This window comes from Shewanella sp. MF05913 (assembly GCF_059758095.1).
On sequence record NZ_JCAYNT010000011.1, the window covers coordinates 1 to 17,622 of the forward strand.

Annotated in this window: 20 protein-coding genes; 16 read left to right on the plus strand and 4 right to left on the minus strand. The window is 44.0% G+C overall.

Annotation, left to right across the window (positions count from 1 at the left end; genetic code table 11):
• Together tnpC and AC19MV_RS13465 are read left to right on the plus strand one after the other, a co-directional pair.
• Window positions 1-847: IS66 family transposase (tnpC, locus tag AC19MV_RS13460; RefSeq protein WP_498308172.1), on the plus strand; the 847-nt coding region annotated here is incomplete at its 5' end.
• Window positions 848-1,114: 267 nt separating this feature from the next.
• Entirely contained in the window at window positions 1,115-1,375 is a 261-nt protein-coding gene (locus AC19MV_RS13465) for a YHYH domain-containing protein (RefSeq protein ID WP_498308174.1), read from the plus strand.
• Window positions 1,376-1,625: 250 nt separating this feature from the next.
• On the opposite strand, the gene AC19MV_RS13470 is transcribed toward AC19MV_RS13465, so the two are convergent.
• On the minus strand, window positions 1,626-2,117 hold the full coding sequence (locus AC19MV_RS13470) for a tyrosine-type recombinase/integrase (protein ID WP_498308331.1): 492 nt from the start codon (window positions 2,115-2,117) through the stop codon (window positions 1,626-1,628).
• 103 nt (window positions 2,118-2,220) lie between these two features.
• Here AC19MV_RS13470 and AC19MV_RS13475 point away from each other — a divergent pair, with 103 nt between their 5' ends.
• Both AC19MV_RS13475 and AC19MV_RS13480 read left to right on the plus strand, forming a co-directional pair.
• The gene (locus tag AC19MV_RS13475) at window positions 2,221-2,700 is read left to right on the plus strand and encodes a DUF2947 domain-containing protein (protein WP_432403453.1); all 480 of its coding nucleotides are present in this window, start codon (window positions 2,221-2,223) and stop codon (window positions 2,698-2,700) included.
• Window positions 2,701-2,839: 139 nt separating this feature from the next.
• Window positions 2,840-3,412 carry a chalcone isomerase family protein gene (locus AC19MV_RS13480; protein ID WP_498308175.1) on the plus strand — a complete coding sequence of 191 codons (573 nt, stop codon included), beginning with the start codon at window positions 2,840-2,842 and terminating at the stop codon, window positions 3,410-3,412.
• Window positions 3,413-3,849: 437 nt separating this feature from the next.
• On the opposite strand, the gene AC19MV_RS13485 is transcribed toward AC19MV_RS13480, so the two are convergent.
• The 3 genes from AC19MV_RS13485 to flgA form a co-directional block, all read right to left on the minus strand.
• Entirely contained in the window at window positions 3,850-4,275 is a 426-nt protein-coding gene (locus tag AC19MV_RS13485) for a flagella synthesis protein FlgN (RefSeq protein WP_432403457.1), read from the minus strand.
• Between the two features lie 95 nt (window positions 4,276-4,370).
• Window positions 4,371-4,700 (minus strand): flagellar biosynthesis anti-sigma factor FlgM, encoded by a 330-nt coding sequence (gene flgM, locus AC19MV_RS13490; RefSeq protein ID WP_498308177.1) that lies wholly within the window; start codon window positions 4,698-4,700, stop codon window positions 4,371-4,373.
• 73 nt (window positions 4,701-4,773) lie between these two features.
• Window positions 4,774-5,481: a flagellar basal body P-ring formation chaperone FlgA gene (gene flgA, locus AC19MV_RS13495; protein WP_498308179.1), complete on the minus strand. Its 708-nt coding sequence runs from the start codon at window positions 5,479-5,481 to the stop codon at window positions 4,774-4,776.
• 461 nt (window positions 5,482-5,942) lie between these two features.
• Between flgA and AC19MV_RS13500 the strand changes: the two genes are divergently transcribed.
• The 12 genes from AC19MV_RS13500 (at window position 5,943) to flgK (ending at window position 17,622) form a co-directional block, all read left to right on the plus strand.
• Window positions 5,943-6,863, plus strand: a complete 921-nt coding sequence (locus AC19MV_RS13500; RefSeq protein WP_432403463.1) for a chemotaxis protein CheV — start codon at window positions 5,943-5,945, stop codon at window positions 6,861-6,863.
• 64 nt (window positions 6,864-6,927) lie between these two features.
• Window positions 6,928-7,761: a CheR family methyltransferase gene (locus AC19MV_RS13505; protein ID WP_160054565.1), complete on the plus strand. Its 834-nt coding sequence runs from the start codon at window positions 6,928-6,930 to the stop codon at window positions 7,759-7,761.
• Window positions 7,762-7,897: 136 nt separating this feature from the next.
• On the plus strand, window positions 7,898-8,296 hold the full coding sequence (gene flgB, locus AC19MV_RS13510) for a flagellar basal body rod protein FlgB (protein WP_498308180.1): 399 nt from the start codon (window positions 7,898-7,900) through the stop codon (window positions 8,294-8,296).
• Window positions 8,297-8,298: 2 nt separating this feature from the next.
• Window positions 8,299-8,715 (plus strand): flagellar basal body rod protein FlgC, encoded by a 417-nt coding sequence (gene flgC / locus AC19MV_RS13515; protein WP_432403467.1) that lies wholly within the window; start codon window positions 8,299-8,301, stop codon window positions 8,713-8,715.
• Window positions 8,716-8,739: 24 nt separating this feature from the next.
• A complete protein-coding gene (gene flgD / locus AC19MV_RS13520; protein ID WP_498308182.1) occupies window positions 8,740-9,522 on the plus strand; it encodes a flagellar hook assembly protein FlgD in 783 nt (260 codons plus the stop codon).
• A 60-nt stretch (window positions 9,523-9,582) separates the two neighbouring features.
• On the plus strand, window positions 9,583-10,962 hold the full coding sequence (flgE, locus tag AC19MV_RS13525; RefSeq protein ID WP_432403471.1) for a flagellar hook protein FlgE: 1,380 nt from the start codon (window positions 9,583-9,585) through the stop codon (window positions 10,960-10,962).
• 251 nt (window positions 10,963-11,213) lie between these two features.
• Entirely contained in the window at window positions 11,214-11,957 is a 744-nt protein-coding gene (gene flgF, locus AC19MV_RS13530; RefSeq protein WP_432403473.1) for a flagellar basal-body rod protein FlgF, read from the plus strand.
• An 11-nt stretch (window positions 11,958-11,968) separates the two neighbouring features.
• Window positions 11,969-12,757, plus strand: coding sequence for a flagellar basal-body rod protein FlgG (flgG, locus tag AC19MV_RS13535; protein ID WP_160054578.1), 789 nt, complete (start codon window positions 11,969-11,971; stop codon window positions 12,755-12,757).
• 9 nt (window positions 12,758-12,766) lie between these two features.
• On the plus strand, window positions 12,767-13,441 hold the full coding sequence (flgH, locus tag AC19MV_RS13540; protein ID WP_498308183.1) for a flagellar basal body L-ring protein FlgH: 675 nt from the start codon (window positions 12,767-12,769) through the stop codon (window positions 13,439-13,441).
• A 10-nt stretch (window positions 13,442-13,451) separates the two neighbouring features.
• Entirely contained in the window at window positions 13,452-14,549 is a 1,098-nt protein-coding gene (locus AC19MV_RS13545) for a flagellar basal body P-ring protein FlgI (protein WP_498308184.1), read from the plus strand.
• A gap of 17 nt (window positions 14,550-14,566) precedes the next feature.
• Window positions 14,567-15,703, plus strand: a complete 1,137-nt coding sequence (flgJ, locus tag AC19MV_RS13550) for a flagellar assembly peptidoglycan hydrolase FlgJ (protein ID WP_498308186.1) — start codon at window positions 14,567-14,569, stop codon at window positions 15,701-15,703.
• Window positions 15,703-17,622, plus strand: a complete 1,920-nt coding sequence (gene flgK / locus AC19MV_RS13555; protein WP_498308188.1) for a flagellar hook-associated protein FlgK — start codon at window positions 15,703-15,705, stop codon at window positions 17,620-17,622. Before flgJ ends, flgK begins: the two co-directional genes overlap by 1 nt.

The following is a 17,622-nucleotide window of genomic DNA, read 5'->3' on the forward strand; positions in this document are numbered from 1 at the left end:
AGTTGAGCGACTTAAAGCCGAGCTGTTAAAGCAGCCCACGTTGTTTGCCGATGAAACGCCATTAAAGGTGGTGAAATCCGATAAAGTGAACAGCTACATGTGGGTGTATTGCTCAGGTAGGGATTCACCGGACCCGAATAATCCTATCCCTAATATCGTGCTTTATGACTTCCACAATAGTCGCGCGGCCGCGTGCGTGGTCAATTATCTTGATGGATATCAAGGGTATTTACACGTGGATGGTTATCAGGCCTATGCCAAAACAGAGGCAACCTTAATCGGCTGCTGGGCTCATGCTCGTCGTAAATTTATCGAGGCGAAAAAGCTACAAGGCAAAAACAAAACCGGCAAAGCGGATGTGGTATTGAGCCTTATCCAAAAATTGTACGCTGTTGAGTCACGCGTTAAAGATAAAAATGTGGATGATAAATACACGACAAGACAACAAGCCAGTGTGCCTATACTGGACAAGCTAAAAGCATGGCTTGAGCAGAACCAGCCAAATTTAGTGGGCAATACCAAACTGATTGAGGCGGCTAATTACCTGGCTAATCAATGGCACAAACTCATTCGTTATGTGGATGATGGACGACTCAGCATCGATAACAATAGAGCTGAACGCGCAGTAAAACCGTTTGTGATAGGCCGAAAGAATTGGTTATTTAGCCAAACGGCTAACGGTGCACAAGCCAGCGCAACACTTTACAGCATTGTGGAAACCGCAAAGGTAAATGGTTTAATCCCATTTGATTACATCATGGCTTGCCTTAATGAACTGTGCCAACCAGCACCTGATATCGACAGCCTGTTACCATGGAATTTTAAAAAAGTAGGTGTGGTTCGCTAGACGGTTACGCTTTTTCAATAATATGGCCTGATTGAATGAACTCTCTTGTAAAAATAAGTGTTCATTTTTTCGTATTTATTCTCCTTGTCTTATTGGATTTGATCTCTAAAGCCTCGTGATTGATATTTCTATATGAGTTATTTATAGTTTTGGTCATTAGATCATATAAATAGTCAATTTATATGTTGTTAATAATCCTTTTTATTGTTATCAAGGTATTGTTTTAAAAGAATTTAGAACTAGCTGTTTACCTTAAGTAGAGAAAATATGAATAAATTAATACTGGCTTCGCTTTTGTTTTTATTGGCCGTCCCCATGTCATTCGCACATAGCGGAAGAACTGATAAAAACGGTGGTCACAACTGTAGTCAAGCATCAATAGATAAAGGGCTTTGTACTGGTTATAATTACCACAATGGGATTGCAAAAACTGATACTAGCAGCCAAGAAAAACATTCACATGACGGTATTCTTCATACACATAAAGTTGAAGAGGCTAAAACTGAAAAAGTTGCTATTAAGTCATAGCTTCAAATTAGCTTAACTTTTTAAACAGCTCTCTCTTTTCATCTTCAGAGAGCTGTTTTATTTCTCCAACAAGCCTATCCACTTTCGATTCCTGCTGAAAAGTTCCAAGTAAATGCGCTGTGGTAATCCCTAGTTCCTGCCTAACATGTTCAATATCTAAATGAGCATAAGTACTGGCTGTGATATTGGCTTTTGCTTAAATCCCTAGGGCTATGACTTAGCAGTTTACTGGTGGTTTGATTTTCGAAATCTAAAGCGACCGCCTCGCATGACGCTCCAGCTTGCTATGGTTCGCCTTAAATCGTGAATGGTGACAATTATTTTTGAAAGCGTAGGCCTTTTCTGCACAACGAAGCTCGGCACGTTCTGTGATGCGATGCCAGAAGCTGCCTTTACCTGCCTTTTCGATAATATGACCTGATTGACTGCGCTCGCTAGGGAATACAAAGCGTTCACCTTTAACAGCTTCTTTGCTGCGTCTGGTCAGTATATCCATCGCTTCTTTAGTGAGTGGCACAGCATGAGGTTTTTTAACTTTCATTTTGCTGGTTGGAATCAGCCAAATACCACGTTGATGATCTATCTCGCGCCATTCCATACTGAACACACAGCTTTTACGTTGGCCTGTTAGTAGCAATATCATCACCACATCACGGTAAATAGGTAACTCAAGTTCTAGGGCTTCAAGTAATCGCTTAACTTCATGTTCTGCTAAAATACGCTCTCGTTTAGTACCTGCCAGTTTTTCTGCAAATCACCTCATCATTTCTCAGCCTCGCTATCGCAGTTCACCTTGTTTTAACGCTATAATTGCGCCTCATTTTTATGTTGCCAGGAGCAGTTGTTTGTCACACTCATATATTCCGTTTGAACTTTATAAGCGTAAGTGGATTTTTAACCATAAAGATTTGCCAGTGTCAGACGATGACAAGGCGTTGATCAAGCCATTGGCTGATAAAAGTGCCATGGAAGTATGGAATAAGTGGATAAGCAATAAAAGCAGCCGTGCGGAACTATTCGAAAAAGGTGATTGGCCAGCAAAGCAGGATGCCTGGAGTGCGACTGAGCATTGGCAGTCGGCGTGGGATTCTCATGATAATGCATTGCCTGAAGCCATTTTAGAACACATTAAATGGCCAGATGATACTGTGATTTATTTCTGTTATGAAAAATATCAAGTGTTAGAAACCCGTTGGGATGTGTTTGTTCGTAACTGGAAATGCTTTTTATTCTTTGATGATGGTCCAATTTTAATGGCGCAAAAACACAAACAAGCATTGATGTTTGAGCAAAATGGCCAATATAAATTAGGTGTTAGAGGTTAGAGCTACACATTCTATAAATGACAACCTGGTGCTGAAATCCTTTGTATGTAGAGCTTATGTGTCTACTCGAGATTAATAGACTCTACTAAAACAAATGATAACCACTTTTATGAATAACAGATTATTTAAAAGAGATGACATGAAACTTTATGCGTTAATCGGTTTGGCTTTTTCGGTGTTATTGCCAACCTTAGCACCAACTGCAGTACAGGCAAAAATGGTTGCTGATGTGAATGTTGCGGATCAAGCGATGTTTGCTGATCAAACCTTAGTGCTGAATGGTGCAGGCGTGCGCAGTAAGTTTTTTATGGACTTATATGTCGGCAGTTTATATTTGCCTGCAACAGCAAACCAATTAGATACCGTGCTTGAGCAACCGATTGCGGTGATTCAATTAACCATTACCTCTGGGATGATCACCTCAGATAAAATGCGCAATGCGATTGAAGAAGGCTTTGATGCGGCAACCGATAACAATATTGGTTCGATTAAAACGGATATTCAACACTTTACTCAATTGTTTGCCGATGAAATTGTTGAGGGCGATCAATTTACTTTTGTGACTCAAAAAGGCAAGGGCGTGACCAGTATTAAAAATGGCCAGGTTCAAGGTAACATTGCAGGTGAGGCATTTCGTCAGGCGTTATTAAAAATTTGGTTGGGTGATAATCCAGCGCAAGACAGTTTAAAGCAGGATATGTTAGCGCAGTAAATCATCTACTAGGTGCTAGGGCGGACTGCGTCCTGCTAGGGTCGCTGCGCTGCTAGGACGGACTGCGTCCTGCTAGGTACTAGGACGGACTGCGTCCTGCTAGGTACTAGGACGGACTGCGTCCTGCTAGGTTCTAGGACTGACTGCGTCCTGCTAGGTGCTAGGACGGACTGTGTCCTGCTAGGGCGGACTGCGTCCTGCTAGGTTCTAGGGCGGACTGCGTCCTGCTAGGTTCTAGGGCGGACTGCGTCCTGCTAGGTGCTAGATCAGATTTAATAGTTTTTAGCAGCGAAGCGTTCTAGCAGCGAAGCGTTTCTAGCAGCGAAGCGTTTCTAGCCGCGAAGCGTTCTAGCAGCGAAGCGTTTCTAGCAGCGAAGCGTTTCTAGCAGCGAAGCGTTTCTAGCAGCGCAGCGCTCTAGTAGCGAAGCGTCCTAGTCCTAGGCAGTAAAATCATTACCTAAGCTCGAAATTGTAGAGGTTTTGCCTTTATCATTATAGGTGAGGCTAGTGGCATTGCGGCTCACTTGTAGCGCCTGGGCTAAACGATTTATCGTGGCAATATTATGCTCTATTAAGCTAGAGTTTTGGGTGTTGATGTGTTTGCACTCGGCAAGGATAGCTTTGGCCGATTCAACTTTTTGGGCAAGTTCTGGTACAGAGGTCAGTTTTTCCGCCTCTGGGTGGGCAGCTAACTTTTCATCCGTTGCCTTGAGTAAGCTCATACGCTGCAATTTATCTTTAGCGAGCGCTAACAGTTTGTCAGCATCTTGCTTGAGTAATGCGTCTTTTTCTTCAGTAATGAGCTGTTTAAGCAGAGTGAGAGTTTGATGTTGAGCATCAAGTAGCACTGTTATATCGGTCATATATTACTCTTTGGTTTACGTAGTCAACACTTTCCTATGATGCAAAAGTGCACCGATAACAAAGGTTAAAATACAATAAAGAGTAACGGACTAGGCTACTCTTTATCGAACGATAAGCCACTCAGTTCAGCTTCAAAACTAGCGATATTCGCAGCTAATTTTTCTGGGTCGACTTTATAACGACCTTCTGAGATAGCCAGTTTAATTTCAGCGACCTTTTTTTGATCCACTTCTGGTAATGCAGCCATTTTGCCTTGAGCACTTTGCAGCTGTTGCGCTTGCGAAGTAATGCTTACCGAATCACTTTTAACGGGCGTGCCAGATTTCTGCGGCGCAGCAGTATTGGTTTGCGAAGTAGACTGCGTGTCACGTGCTGTGCGCATCTGTGTATTGGTCGCAGTATTGTGCTTAATATCAATTGCCATGTGAGGCTCCAGCGTAATGTATTAGGTTTTCCATACAGGCTATCGGCGCTCGTGGAAAAAACTTTAATCTATTTTACATCCTAACTTCAACTTCACCAACATCAATCACTACAGCTTCTAGTCGTTTGTTACTTTTGCTATTTTTGACCTTAATAGCTTCTCCAATATTGCCGTCACGCAATGCTTCACCCAAGGTTTTAATTTCGATACTCTGTGTCTTAGCATATATAGAGACCATGTCCCCTTTACAGACAAAACAAAGATTACTGCCAATGATCGGTGAGTCTTTAGCTACTCTACGTTTTACGCGCGAACCGAGTAGGCTCGCTTTATCTGAAAAGAATTGTCCCTTCAAACTATATTGGTCTACATACATAATGGCTAAGTCATCAGAATTTAGAATCTGATTGGGTGACAATAATTCAGTCGCGACAATAACAGGATATTGAATATCAACTCTTACAGACAAGTACATCTGCCACGGGTAGTCGTAATCTGGAGTTTCACAGCTTATTTTAACGGTGTTATTTCGAGTGACATCTCGTTCGCTGGCTAACTCAACCGATATTGGAGGATAACAGCGTGGCGGTGTCAGCCTTCCTTCTAAATTTTGTGGGGTAATTTCGACCTTAGCGTTTGACTCTACATCAATTTTTTTTTCTACGGCCTCTTTAGCTAATTGATAAATGGTCGATAATGAAGGAGCAGTGGCTTCTTCACTGGCAAATACCGGTAAAGAAAGCGAGAGCAAGCACAAAAAACATAAAAAAAATACTTTCATAATGAAGATACTAGCTTGTTTTGCCAGAATGCACCTATACTTTGAAAAACGATTAATACGCGGATAATGTAGACGTATTGAATAGACTAATAATCGATGGGTATGGCGGCGAATCATGTTCATTAATCCTCCGTCAAAAAAATACCGTATCGGCTAGTTTATTAATCTAAGCAAGTTGTATGCCTATTTGTGTTGATAAGTTGTGGCGATAAGTATTCATTGTGTAGTCGACCTGGCAATGGTTAACTGGTGTGCGTTGCCAGTAAAGTGTGTTATCAACAACGTATTCATTATTGCAACCGGGTAGTGTGGATATTACAACTGGGTACTGCTAACCGGGTTTTACTATCAATAATTTGAACTTTATCAAAAAATTAAGTTTATTATCAAGAATTAGGCTTTACGATAATTTTAATAACAAATGTATCCTTTTGGGTGACAGTTAACTACAAGGCCCCGCTATGTCGAGCATTTTAGATTCAGTAAACAAACGTACCCAACTTGTTGGGCAAAACAGATTAGAATTACTGCTGTTTAGGCTTAATGGTCGTCAGCGCTTCGGTATTAACGTGTTTAAAGTTAAAGAGGTCCTGCAATGTCCTCCATTAACCACATTACCTAAATTAAATCGATTTGTTAAAGGTGTCGCTCACATTCGTGGTACAACCATTTCGGTCATTGATTTAAGTGCTGCAACCGGTGGCCGTCCACTCACGTCGACTGAAAATTGTTTCATTATCATTTCTGAATACAACCGCAGCGTGCAAGGATTCTTGGTGAGTTCAGTTGAGCGTATTATCAATATGAACTGGGCTGCAATCATGCCACCACCACAAGGTGCAGGGCGTTATTCTTATTTAACAGCAGTAACCGAAATTGAAGGCGAGTTGGTTGAGATTTTAGACGTAGAGAAAATCCTTGATGAGATTTCTCCGGTTAAAACCGCGATCAGTAAAGAAGTGAACGAAACGCTAACCATCGATAGAGAACAGCATTACCACATTATGGTGATCGACGACTCAGCCGTGGCGCGTAAGCAAATTATTCGCTCACTCGAATCGTTAAATTTACAGATTGATACTGCCAAAGATGGCCGAGAAGCATTAAATAAACTTAAAGCTATCGCGGCTGAAATGGACGATGTATCGCACGAAATCCCGTTAATTATTTCCGATATCGAAATGCCAGAAATGGACGGTTATACCTTAACGGCTGAAATTCGTGACGATCCAAAATTGAAGAATATCAAAGTGGTATTACACACTTCACTCAGTGGCGTATTTAACCAGGCGATGGTGCAAAAAGTGGGCGCAAACGATTTTATTGCAAAATTTAACCCAGATGAATTGGCCGCCGCAGTAAACAAACATTTGAGCTTATAACTGTCTATAATGACAGCGTGTAAATTATTAAGCGCTATAAGCTTACTTATTTTAGGATGTTAATGTGACAGATAAATCACTTGCTGAAGCAGAGTACAATCAATTTAGACTGTTTTTAGAACAGCATAGCGGTATTGTGTTAGGCGAGAACAAACAATATTTAGTGCGTAGCCGTTTAGCCCCTTTGATGGGTAAGCATAACTTACCCTCATTATCAGAGGTGGTTAAAAAGTCGATGAAACCGACTGAGCGTCAATTACGTGCTGAAGTGATCGACGCGATGACAACCAATGAAACCTTATGGTTTCGTGACCGTTATCCTTTCGAGTTACTGCACAACACCTTATTACCTGAGTACAGTAAGTTAGGCCGTCCATTAAAGATTTGGTCGGCTGCTTGCTCATCTGGTCAAGAACCCTATTCTTTAGCGATGACAGTGCTTGAATACCAACAACGTAAGCCTGGCGCACTGCCTGGCGGAGCGTCTATTCAGGCAACGGATTTATCGCCTTCAATGCTTGAACGTTGTAAAAATGCTGAATACGACAGTTTAGCGTTAGCGCGTGGTTTATCTGATGAACGTAAGCGTCAGTTTTTTGATGCTTTACCGTCGGGCAACATGAAACTGAAAGACAATGTAAAGCGTCTGGTTAACTTTAGAGCGCATAATCTGCTTGAAAGTTATAGCTTATTAGGTAAATACGACATTATTTTTTGCCGTAATGTACTGATTTATTTTGCGCCAGAGGCAAAGGCTAAAATTTTGCGGCAATTTGCTGCCGCACTTAACCCTAAAGGGATTTTATTCTTAGGTGCGTCAGAATCTATTGCCGGTTTAACCGAAGAATTTAATATGGTTCGTTGTAATCCTGGTATTTACTATCAAAAGAAAACCTAGTTAAATAAATAGCTTACTAGCTTTATCATGCCGGCATTCGTCGGCATGTTCATTTAAAATACTTATTCCTCCTTTATTGTAATTGTTGGCATAACCCTTGCTTTAATTCTATCAGTTAGCTGATGGAGGCAATTTTATGGCGATTAATTTCGATAATGCATTAGGTGTTCACCAATACTCGTTGGGCGTACGAGCTCAAAGAGCAGAAGTGATTTCAAGTAATATCGCCAATGCCAATACTCCTCATTACAAAGCGCAAGATGTGGATTTTGCTTCTGCGATGAAAGCCGCGAGCTCTCATCAAAATGGCTTAAGCATGAGTCAAACCACAGAAAGACACTTTGATTTAACGTCATTAACACAGCAACACGTGCAATACCGTGTGCCGACTCAACCCGACACCGGCGATGGCAACACCGTCGACACGCAAAAAGAACAATCTGCATTTATGCAAAATGCGCTCGAATATCAAATGTCACTGGGTTTTCTTGAAAGTAAATTTAGTGGCATGCGTAAAGCATTGCGAGGTGATTAATCATGAGTTTATTCAATATCTTTAATGTTTCTGGTTCAGGGATGTCGGCGCAATCTGTCAGGCTTAATACCACGGCCAGTAACATCGCCAATGCAGATTCAGTGTCGAGCAGTGTCGATAAAACCTATCGTGCACGTCATCCAGTTTTTGAAGCAGAAATGGCCAAAGCCAGCAATCAGCAAAATCAATCTCCTGGTGTGTCGGTGAAGGGCATTGTTGAAAGTGATAAACCGTTAATTAAAGAGTACTCGCCAGATCATCCACTTTCTGATGCTGACGGATTTATTTACAAACCAAACGTGAATGTAATGGAAGAAATGGCTGACATGATTTCAGCTTCGCGGTCTTACCAAATGAATGTTCAGGTAGCAGATGCCACTAAATCAATGCTGCAACAAACGCTCAATATGGGTAAATAGTTTTGATTTTTCAAGGAGGCAGCTATGAGCCTAATTAATTCTTACAGTCAGTCTTTACCTCAGACCTCAAGCAGTGCATCAAATACGAGTGCAGTGACCAAGAGTTCAGTGCAGAGCACTACTACGTTAACCACGGGTAATTCGTTTCTCGATTCAATTCGGTTACCTGAGCAGAGCGCGGTTCCTGAAGCGAATGATCAGCTGTTAAAGCAAGAAGACTTCTTTGCTTTGCTCAGTCAGCAGTTATCAATGCAAGACCCATTTGAGCCTGTAGATAACGATCAAATGATTGCCCAAATGGCATCATTTTCTACCGTTGATGGTATTTCAAATCTTAACGATGAAATTTTAAACCTCAATACAGTGATGAGCTCCAGTCAGGCATTGCAAGCATCGGGTCTCGTTGGCCGTAAGGTGTTAATTCCTTCAGACACTGGAGCTATTTCAGCTGAGAGTCCGAGCATGAATGGCGTCATTAGTACACCGTCAGCCATGGATACGATTACGGTTAGAGTTGAAGATGCATCTGGACAGCTCATTAAAACCTTTAGTGTGGATGGCAGCGCTGGCGGTAACGTTGATGTGTCCTGGGATGGACTGGATAAAAATGGCTCGCCAGTAAAAGAGGGAATGTACTCTATTAAGGCGAGCGGAAAAGTCGATGGCGAAGCCCAGGACTTAGCTGTATCTACTTATGCCCATGTTAGCAGTGTGTCGTTAGGCACCGCTGCAACAGGGGCTATTTTGAATTTGCGCGGTGTCGGCGGTATTAAGTTATCTGACGTACTTGCCGTATCTGAAACTTAACATTATCTACAGTTTACTAAATAAACGTGTTGATTATGAATAAAACCTTTGAGGTGAATTATGTCATTTAACATTGCATTGAGTGGTATCTCTGCCGCGCAAAAAGACTTAAACACAACGGCAAACAACATTGCCAACGTAAACACTGTCGGCTTTAAAGAGTCGCGTGCTGAATTTGCTGACGTGTACGCAAACTCAATTTTCTCTAATGGTAAAACGGCGGTCGGCGGCGGTGTATCAACCTCGCAGGTGGCACAGCAATTTCACCAAGGTAGTTTACAATTTACCAGCAATTCATTAGATATGGCGATCAGTGGCGGCGGCTTTTTTGTTACCTCTTCTGGTGTCGGTACTCAAGATTTATCTTACACTCGTGCAGGTGCTTTTAAAGTCGATTCAGACAACTACATGGTCGATGCCGCAGGTAACTTTTTACAAGGTTTCCCTGTTGATGATGAAGGTAACTCAACCTCGGTGAGCTTAACCACAACCAAACCTATTCAAATTCCAGATACTGCCGGTAGCCCAGTTAAAACGGGTGTGGTTGAATTACAAATGAATTTAAATGTCGGCGAAGATGCATTAGATCCTAGCGCATTTGACCCAGACAATTCTGACACCTACAACAATTCAACTTCAGTAACCATCTATGACTCATTAGGTGAGTCTCATATTATGACCACCTATTTTGTGAAACCTACAGGTGGCTCATATACAGGGGAGAGTAACTGGCTTGCATTTTATGCCGTTGATGGTGAGCCTGTTAGTGTGGAAACTCCAGGGAGTTATCAAATAGATGCAGATGGCGATGGTGTTGGTGATGGTACCCTTAGCGAAACTGCAACAGCAACTAACCCAAGTGGTACAGGAGCTTGGAATGGTGCAGTGATTTCGTTTAACAATGTTGGTTCTTATACAGGGACTAATCCTTCGCCGATCACTACAGTAACACTTGGCACACCAGGTGCCGGTGTATTAGACCCTGGCTCAGACGGTACTCAAACACTTGAAGTCAGATTTGATAACCCAACACAATATGCTTCGCCATTTGAAGTGACTGCATTAAGCCAAGACGGTATTACCGTTGGCCGTTTAACCAATGTTGGCATTGGCTCGGATGGCTTAATTACTGCTAGTTACAGTAATGGTTCAACCGTGCCATTAGCGCGTGTTGCGTTAGTGCGTTTTGCTAATGAGCAAGGCTTAACCCAGGTGGGTAACACCTCATGGAAAGCCAGTTTAGATTCAGGTGAAGCATTAGCCGGTGAAGCTAATAGTGGTACCTTTGGTAGCATTCAGTCTTCTGCGCTTGAGCAATCAAACGTTGATTTAACCACCGAATTGGTTGATTTGATTACCGCTCAGCGTAACTTCCAGGCTAACTCTCGTACCCTGGAAGTGAACAACACTCTAAACCAAACAGTATTACAGATCCGTTAATCTTTACTCACTATTTTTGATTAACACACAAGGTGTTGCCGTTGTCGGCAACACCTTGCCATTTAAGTAATATACCGCCTTCATTATCGTAAAACTGCTGTTTTTTTGACTATCAACCACTCCCGTCTACTATTTTTACTCCTCTACATTCAGCGTGTTGAATATAACTCACTAGCAATAAACTTCATTGGCATGATGCTTGCTATAACTCTACATATATTCATTTTGTAGAAAGTTTGACGGAGCAGCAAATGGACAAATTTCTTTATGTTGCCATGAGTGGCGCTAAGCAAGGCATGAATGCTTTAGCGGTCAGTGCTAACAACCTTGCCAACGCCAATACCGATGGTTTTAAGGCTGACATGACTCAAGCTCGCTCTATGCAGGCGTTTGGTGAAGGTTTACCTAGCCGCGTGTTTTCAATGATTGAAAGCCCAGGCAGTAACTTTGCAAGCGGTCCCATTGTCACCACGGGTCGTAATCTTGATGTCGCCGTTAAAGGCGATGGATGGATAGCCGTACAAGCCGCCGATGGCTCAGAAGCCTATACCCGAGCAGGCAGCTTAAAATTTGACAGTACAGGTTTGCTGGTAAACAGCAGCAACCGCCCGGTAATGGGCGATGCAGGGCCAATCGTATTACCACTGCCCATTGAACACGTCGAAATTGCCGCTAACGGCATTATCTCTGTGAGACCGCAAGGCGCAACCGCAGAAGTCATTGAAGAAGTCGCCCGCATCAAACTGGTTAATCCAGGTAACAATCAAATGATGCGCGGTGAAGACGGTTTATTTCGTCTTATGGCCGGCGGTAACGCGCCAACCGACCCCAATGTTGCAGTAGAAAGCGGCGCGGTTGAAGGCAGTAACGTTAACCCAGTACATGAAATGGTCGCAATGATTGAGATCCAGCGTCAATACGAGATGCAAGTCAAAATGATGAAGAACGCCGAAGAAATTGATCGTGCGTCGACTTCCTTGATGAAAATTAGTTAGGAGTAATTATTATGATTCCAGCGTTATGGATAAGTAAAACTGGTGTTGATGCGCAGCAAACAAACATCGCGGTCATTTCTAACAACGTGGCTAACGCCAGTACGGTTGGATTCAAAAAAAGTCGCGCTGTGTTTGAAGATTTACTGTATCAAACCGTTAATCAAGCCGGCGGCGTCAGTGCCGACAACACCAAGTTACCTAATGGCCTAAACATTGGTGCCGGTACCAAAGTGGTCGCCACCCAAAAAATGTTTACCCAAGGCAGCATGCTCACCACCGACAACTCATTAGATTTAATGATTGAAGGCTCAGGCTTCTTTGAAGTGCAAATGCCAGACGGCACCGCAGCTTACACCCGTAACGGTCAATTTAGCCTGGATGATACCGGCCAAATTGTGACTCCTGGTTCAGGCTATGTGGTGCAACCCGCCATTACTATTCCAGACGATGCCACCAGTATTACTGTGTCAGCAGAAGGTGAAGTGTCAGTGCAAATTCCAGGCACTGCAGAAAGCCAGGTGATTGGCCAGTTAACCATGACCGACTTTATTAATCCGTCAGGGTTAGACCCATTAGGGCAAAACCTCTACACCGAAACCGGTGCCAGCGGTACGCCAATTCAAGGCACTGCATCGCAAGATGGTTTAGGTGCCATTCGTCAGGGCGCGTTAGAAACCTCTAACGTCAACGTGACAGAAGAGCTAGTGAACTTAATTCAAGGTCAGCGCATTTACGAAATGAACTCAAAAGTCATTTCAGCGGTTGACCAAATGTTGTCTTACGTTAATCAGAATCTCTAAGGAGTTATCATGATTAAATACATAACGTTAGCGTCGATAATTTTATTGGCAGGCTGCAGTTCTACACAAAAAAAGCCCATTGCCGATGACCCATTCTATGCGCCGGTATACCCAGACACGCCGCCGACGCAGGTAGCCGCAACGGGATCTATTTTTCTTGATACGCAAGCATCGAGCTTGTTCTCCGACATTCGTGCGCATCGCGTCGGCGACATCATCACCGTCACGCTTAAAGAGTCTACTCAAGCCAAAAAAAGCGCCAATAATGACATATCTAAAGGCAGTGACTTAAATGTCACACCTGTTTATGCCGGCGGTAAAAATGTGTCAATTGGCGGAGTGCCAATTGACCTAGGCTACTCAGATAGCATGAACACCAAGCGTGAAGCAGATGCCGACCAATCTAACAGTTTAGATGGCAGCATTTCGGCTAACGTCATGCAAGTGCTCAGTAACGGCAACTTAGTTATTCGCGGCGAAAAATGGATTTCAATTAATAACGGTGATGAGTTTATTCGCGTTACTGGAATTGTTCGCAGCCAAGACATCAATCCAGACAACACCATCGATTCAACCCGTGTTGCCAATGCCCGTATTCAATACAGCGGCACTGGCACATTTGCAGACTCACAAAAAGTGGGTTGGTTGAATTCGTTTTTCTTGGGTGACTGGTGGCCTTTTTAAGGAGTAATACATGAAAATCAAATTGCTGTTGTCGCTAATGACCTCACTGTTAATCCTAACAGCCCCTGTTCATGCAGAGCGCATAAAAGATATCGCCAATATTCAAGGCGTAAGAAGTAATCAGCTGATTGGTTATGGTTTAGTGGTCGGTTTACCTGGTACCGGTGAAAAAACCAAATATACCGAACAAACTTTTCGCACCATGCTTAAAAACTTTGGCATTAATTTACCCGATTCGGTAAAACCTAATTCAAAAAACGTCGCAGTAGTGGCAGTGCATGCCGACATGCCAGCGTTTATTAAGCCGGGTCAAAACCTTGACGTTACCGTGTCGAGTTTAGGCGAAGCCAAAAGTTTACGTGGCGGTACGCTCATTCAAACCTTCTTAAAAGGGGTTGATGGCAACGTTTATGCCATTGCACAAGGCAGCCTTATAGTAAGTGGCTTTAGTGCCGAAGGCCTAGATGGCTCACAAGTGATTCAAAACACCCCTACGGTAGGGCGTATCCCAAGTGGCGCCATTGTTGAACGCAGTGTTGCCAGCCCATTTGCAAGTGGCGACTACCTTACGTTTAATTTACGTCGCTCAGACTTCTCTACCGCAAAGCGTACAGCAGATGCCATTAACGACTTACTTGGCCCAGACATGGCTAAAGCCATTGACGCAACTTCTATTCAGGTCAGTGCGCCGCGTGATGCATCACAACGAGTGTCGTTTTTATCAACCCTTGAAAACATTGAAGTTGAGCCAGCAGACGAGTCAGCCAAAGTCATTGTTAACTCACGTACCGGCACCATTGTGGTCGGTCAGCACGTTAAGTTATTACCCGCAGCGGTGACCCATGGCGGCTTAACCGTCACCATCGCTGAGGCCACTCAAGTGTCACAACCTAACGCATTAGCGGGTGGCGATACCGTGGTCACCACCAACAGCACTATCGATGTGTCAGAAAAAGATCGTCGTATGTTTATGTTTAATCCAGGCACCAGCCTTGATGAGCTTGTAAGAGCCGTCAATCTAGTGGGTGCAGCACCATCCGATGTACTTGCCATACTCGAAGCGTTAAAAATGGCAGGGGCTTTGCATGGTGAACTTATCATCATCTAAAAATTGTCGGTATGACTATGGAAAAGTTGTCAAATTCATCGAACTTTCTGGATCTAGGAGGACTAGATTCACTTCGTGTCCAGGCCCAGAAAGACGAGAAGGGGGCACTTAAAGAAGCGGCAAAGCAATTTGAAGGTATTTTCGTTCAAATGCTCATGAAAAGCATGCGCGATGCCAATGCCGCTTTTAAGTCAGACAATCCGATGAACAGCGAAACCACCGCGTTTTTTGAGCAAATGCTTGACCAACAAATGTCGGTCGATTTGTCAAACAAAGGCATGCTAGGCCTCGCTGACCTAATGGTGCAGCAGCTTGACCCAAACAACAGCCCTGTTACGCCAGCGTCGGTATTGCGTGGTGACAGCGAGAGCAAAGTCAATCCATCCATGTTTGTCGCGCAGCCAAGCGAACTTGATCAAGACACCTTAGACACTATCGCGCCAGCTGAGCAAGTCGCAACATCGCACCAGGCCATTAATCACAGCGACATGGCAGCGGTAATGCCACAGCAATTGGCCAGTGTATTACGCGGCGAGCAGTTAGCAAGCCAACCGTTTGCAAACAAGCAAGCTGTCGCACCGGAGAGTGCGGCGATAAGCGCAGGCAATAACTTGCCGCAAGAGACCAACAAATTAAAACCTAAAGGCGTGGCAGTGAGCGAGTTTACCAGTCCACAGCATTTTATTTCAGTGTTGTATCCGCATGCAGAAAAAGCGGCTAAAACCCTGGGCACGTCAGCCGAAGTGCTCATTGCCCAGTCGGCACTGGAAACTGGTTGGGGCCAAAAAGTGGTTCGCCGTAACGACGGCACCATGAGCCACAACTTATTTAACATTAAAGCCGACAAGCGTTGGCAAGGCGAAAAAACCTCGGTCAACACCCTAGAGTTTGAAAAAGGCATTCCGGTGCAACAAAAAGCAGACTTTAGAATGTACGACGACCTTGAACAAAGCTTTAGCGACTTTGTGTCATTTATTGGCCAAGGCGATCGTTACGAAGATGCGCGCAAAGTGGCCAGCGAGCCAACCCAGTTTATTCGCGCATTGCAAAAGGCGGGCTACGCCACCGACCCACAATATGCCAACAAGGTGATTAACGTGATGAAGTCGGTAAAAGAAGGCCTTAAATCTGTATTACCCCAGGAGACTAAATAATGGCGATTGATCTACTTAGCATCGCGCGCACCGGCGTTATGGCATCTCAGTCTCAACTTGGGGTAACCGGTAATAACATCGCCAATGCCAATACCGAAGGCTACAACCGCCAAACGGCAACGCAGGCAACGTTACAATCACAACGCCTTGGCGACAGCTTTTACGGTACAGGGACTTATGTGTCTGACGTAAAGCGTGTGTACAACGAATTTGCCGCGCGCGAGTTACGCATCGGCCAAACCAGCATGAGCGCTGCCGAAACCACATACTCAAAATTAAGCGAACTTGACGAGCTTTACTCGCAAATCGGTAGCATGGTGCCCAATAGCATCAATGATTTTTTTGCCAGCATTAACAGTGTGGCCGATTTACCTTCCGATTTAGGCATTCGCAGTAATAGTTTAAGTTCGGCTGAGCAAATGGCCATCAACATTAATCAAATGCAGTCGCAGCTTGATAACCAGGTTAAACAAACCAATAGCCAAATTGAGTCGGTGACCACCCGCGTTAACGAAATCAGCAAAGAGCTGGCCAACATCAATTTAGAGTTGATGAAAGATCAAGGCGACAACAACGAGATTTTAGACAAGCAAGACGCACTGATTTTAGAGCTAAGCGAATACGCACAAGTTAACGTTATTCCGTTAGATACTGGCGCCAAGTCAATCATGCTAGGCGGCTCGGTCATGTTAGTGTCGGGCGAAGTGGCAATGAGCATCGGTGTGAGCGCCGGCGATCCATTCCCTAACGAACCCAAACTCACCGCATCGATTAGTAATAAAACCCTCAATGTTGATCCAAGTAAATTAGGCGGTCAATTAGGGGCGTTATTTGCTTATCGCGACGACACCTTAATTCCTGCCAGCAACGAGTTAGGCCAGCTAGCGTTGGGTGTGGCCGATACCTTTAATGAAATGCAATCAAGTGGTTTTGATTTAAATGGCGACGTGGGCAGCGATATTTTCCGTGATATCAATAACCCGTTAATGGCAACAGGTCGCGCAGGCGGTTACTCAACCAACACCAGTTCAGCGGCTTTATCAGTCAATATTGACGATGTGGGCGCATTGTCTGGTAGCAGCTATGAATTGAGCTTTACCACGGCCGATGGCTATCAACTTAAAGATACTCAAACCGGAAAAGCAATCCCATTCGCAGTATCGGGTAGCCAGCTCACAACAGAAGCTGGTTTCACCATCAATGTCGCTAATGGCCCCATTGAAGATGGCGATAAATTTGAAATTCGCCCAACCGCCGGTGCCGCCGCGGGGTTAAAAGTGGTCATGACCGACCCTGAAGGCATTGCAGCTGCTGGGCCGACGTTAACCTCTGCCGCAGCAAACTCGGGTAATACTTCAGTTAGCTTAAACAGCATGGACTCGAGCATTGCTGGTTTTCAAGGTACAGCAACCGGTTCATCAATTACGTTTACCATTGATACCGCCGCCAATACTTATCAGGCATTTGACAGTGTTGGAGCGTCATTAGGTATAGGCACTATTACCAATAACAATATTAATGCCTTTGGTATGGACTTTGATATTACATCAAGTGGCACCGCAACCGCTGACAGCTTTACGTTCGACCTAACCTTTGCCGAAGGCAACAACAGCAATGCAGTTGAAATGGCTAAATTGTCGGACGTCAAATTAATGAACAACGGCACGGGCACCTTAACCAGCGTGTTTGAAAACACCAAATTAGATATCGGTAGCCAAACCAAAGCCGCAGAAGTTCGCGTGGACTCCGCATCGGCCATTTATCAGCAAGCGTACGACCGGGTACAAAGCGAATCTGGCGTTAATCTAGACGAAGAAGCCGCCAATTTATTGCGCTTTCAACAGTCATACCAGGCCGCCGCGCGGATTATGTCTACCGCGCAAACGATTTTTGACACCTTATTAAGCTCGGTTCGCTAG

Coding starts and splice junctions, on each gene's coding strand:
- AC19MV_RS13500 (WP_432403463.1), top strand. CDS start 5,943: ATGTCGAGCATTTTAGATTCAGTAAACAAACGTACCCAACTTGTTGGG.
- flgJ (WP_498308186.1), top strand. CDS start 14,567: ATGGAAAAGTTGTCAAATTCATCGAACTTTCTGGATCTAGGAGGACTA.
- AC19MV_RS13465 (WP_498308174.1), top strand. CDS start 1,115: ATGAATAAATTAATACTGGCTTCGCTTTTGTTTTTATTGGCCGTCCCC.
- AC19MV_RS13485 (WP_432403457.1), bottom strand. CDS start 4,275: ATGACCGATATAACAGTGCTACTTGATGCTCAACATCAAACTCTCACT.
- AC19MV_RS13545 (WP_498308184.1), top strand. CDS start 13,452: ATGAAAATCAAATTGCTGTTGTCGCTAATGACCTCACTGTTAATCCTA.
- flgC (WP_432403467.1), top strand. CDS start 8,299: ATGAGTTTATTCAATATCTTTAATGTTTCTGGTTCAGGGATGTCGGCG.
- flgA (WP_498308179.1), bottom strand. CDS start 5,481: ATGAAAGTATTTTTTTTATGTTTTTTGTGCTTGCTCTCGCTTTCTTTA.
- flgM (WP_498308177.1), bottom strand. CDS start 4,700: ATGGCAATTGATATTAAGCACAATACTGCGACCAATACACAGATGCGC.
- AC19MV_RS13480 (WP_498308175.1), top strand. CDS start 2,840: ATGAAACTTTATGCGTTAATCGGTTTGGCTTTTTCGGTGTTATTGCCA.
- flgB (WP_498308180.1), top strand. CDS start 7,898: ATGGCGATTAATTTCGATAATGCATTAGGTGTTCACCAATACTCGTTG.
- flgD (WP_498308182.1), top strand. CDS start 8,740: ATGAGCCTAATTAATTCTTACAGTCAGTCTTTACCTCAGACCTCAAGC.
- flgE (WP_432403471.1), top strand. CDS start 9,583: ATGTCATTTAACATTGCATTGAGTGGTATCTCTGCCGCGCAAAAAGAC.
- flgG (WP_160054578.1), top strand. CDS start 11,969: ATGATTCCAGCGTTATGGATAAGTAAAACTGGTGTTGATGCGCAGCAA.
- flgK (WP_498308188.1), top strand. CDS start 15,703: ATGGCGATTGATCTACTTAGCATCGCGCGCACCGGCGTTATGGCATCT.
- flgH (WP_498308183.1), top strand. CDS start 12,767: ATGATTAAATACATAACGTTAGCGTCGATAATTTTATTGGCAGGCTGC.
- flgF (WP_432403473.1), top strand. CDS start 11,214: ATGGACAAATTTCTTTATGTTGCCATGAGTGGCGCTAAGCAAGGCATG.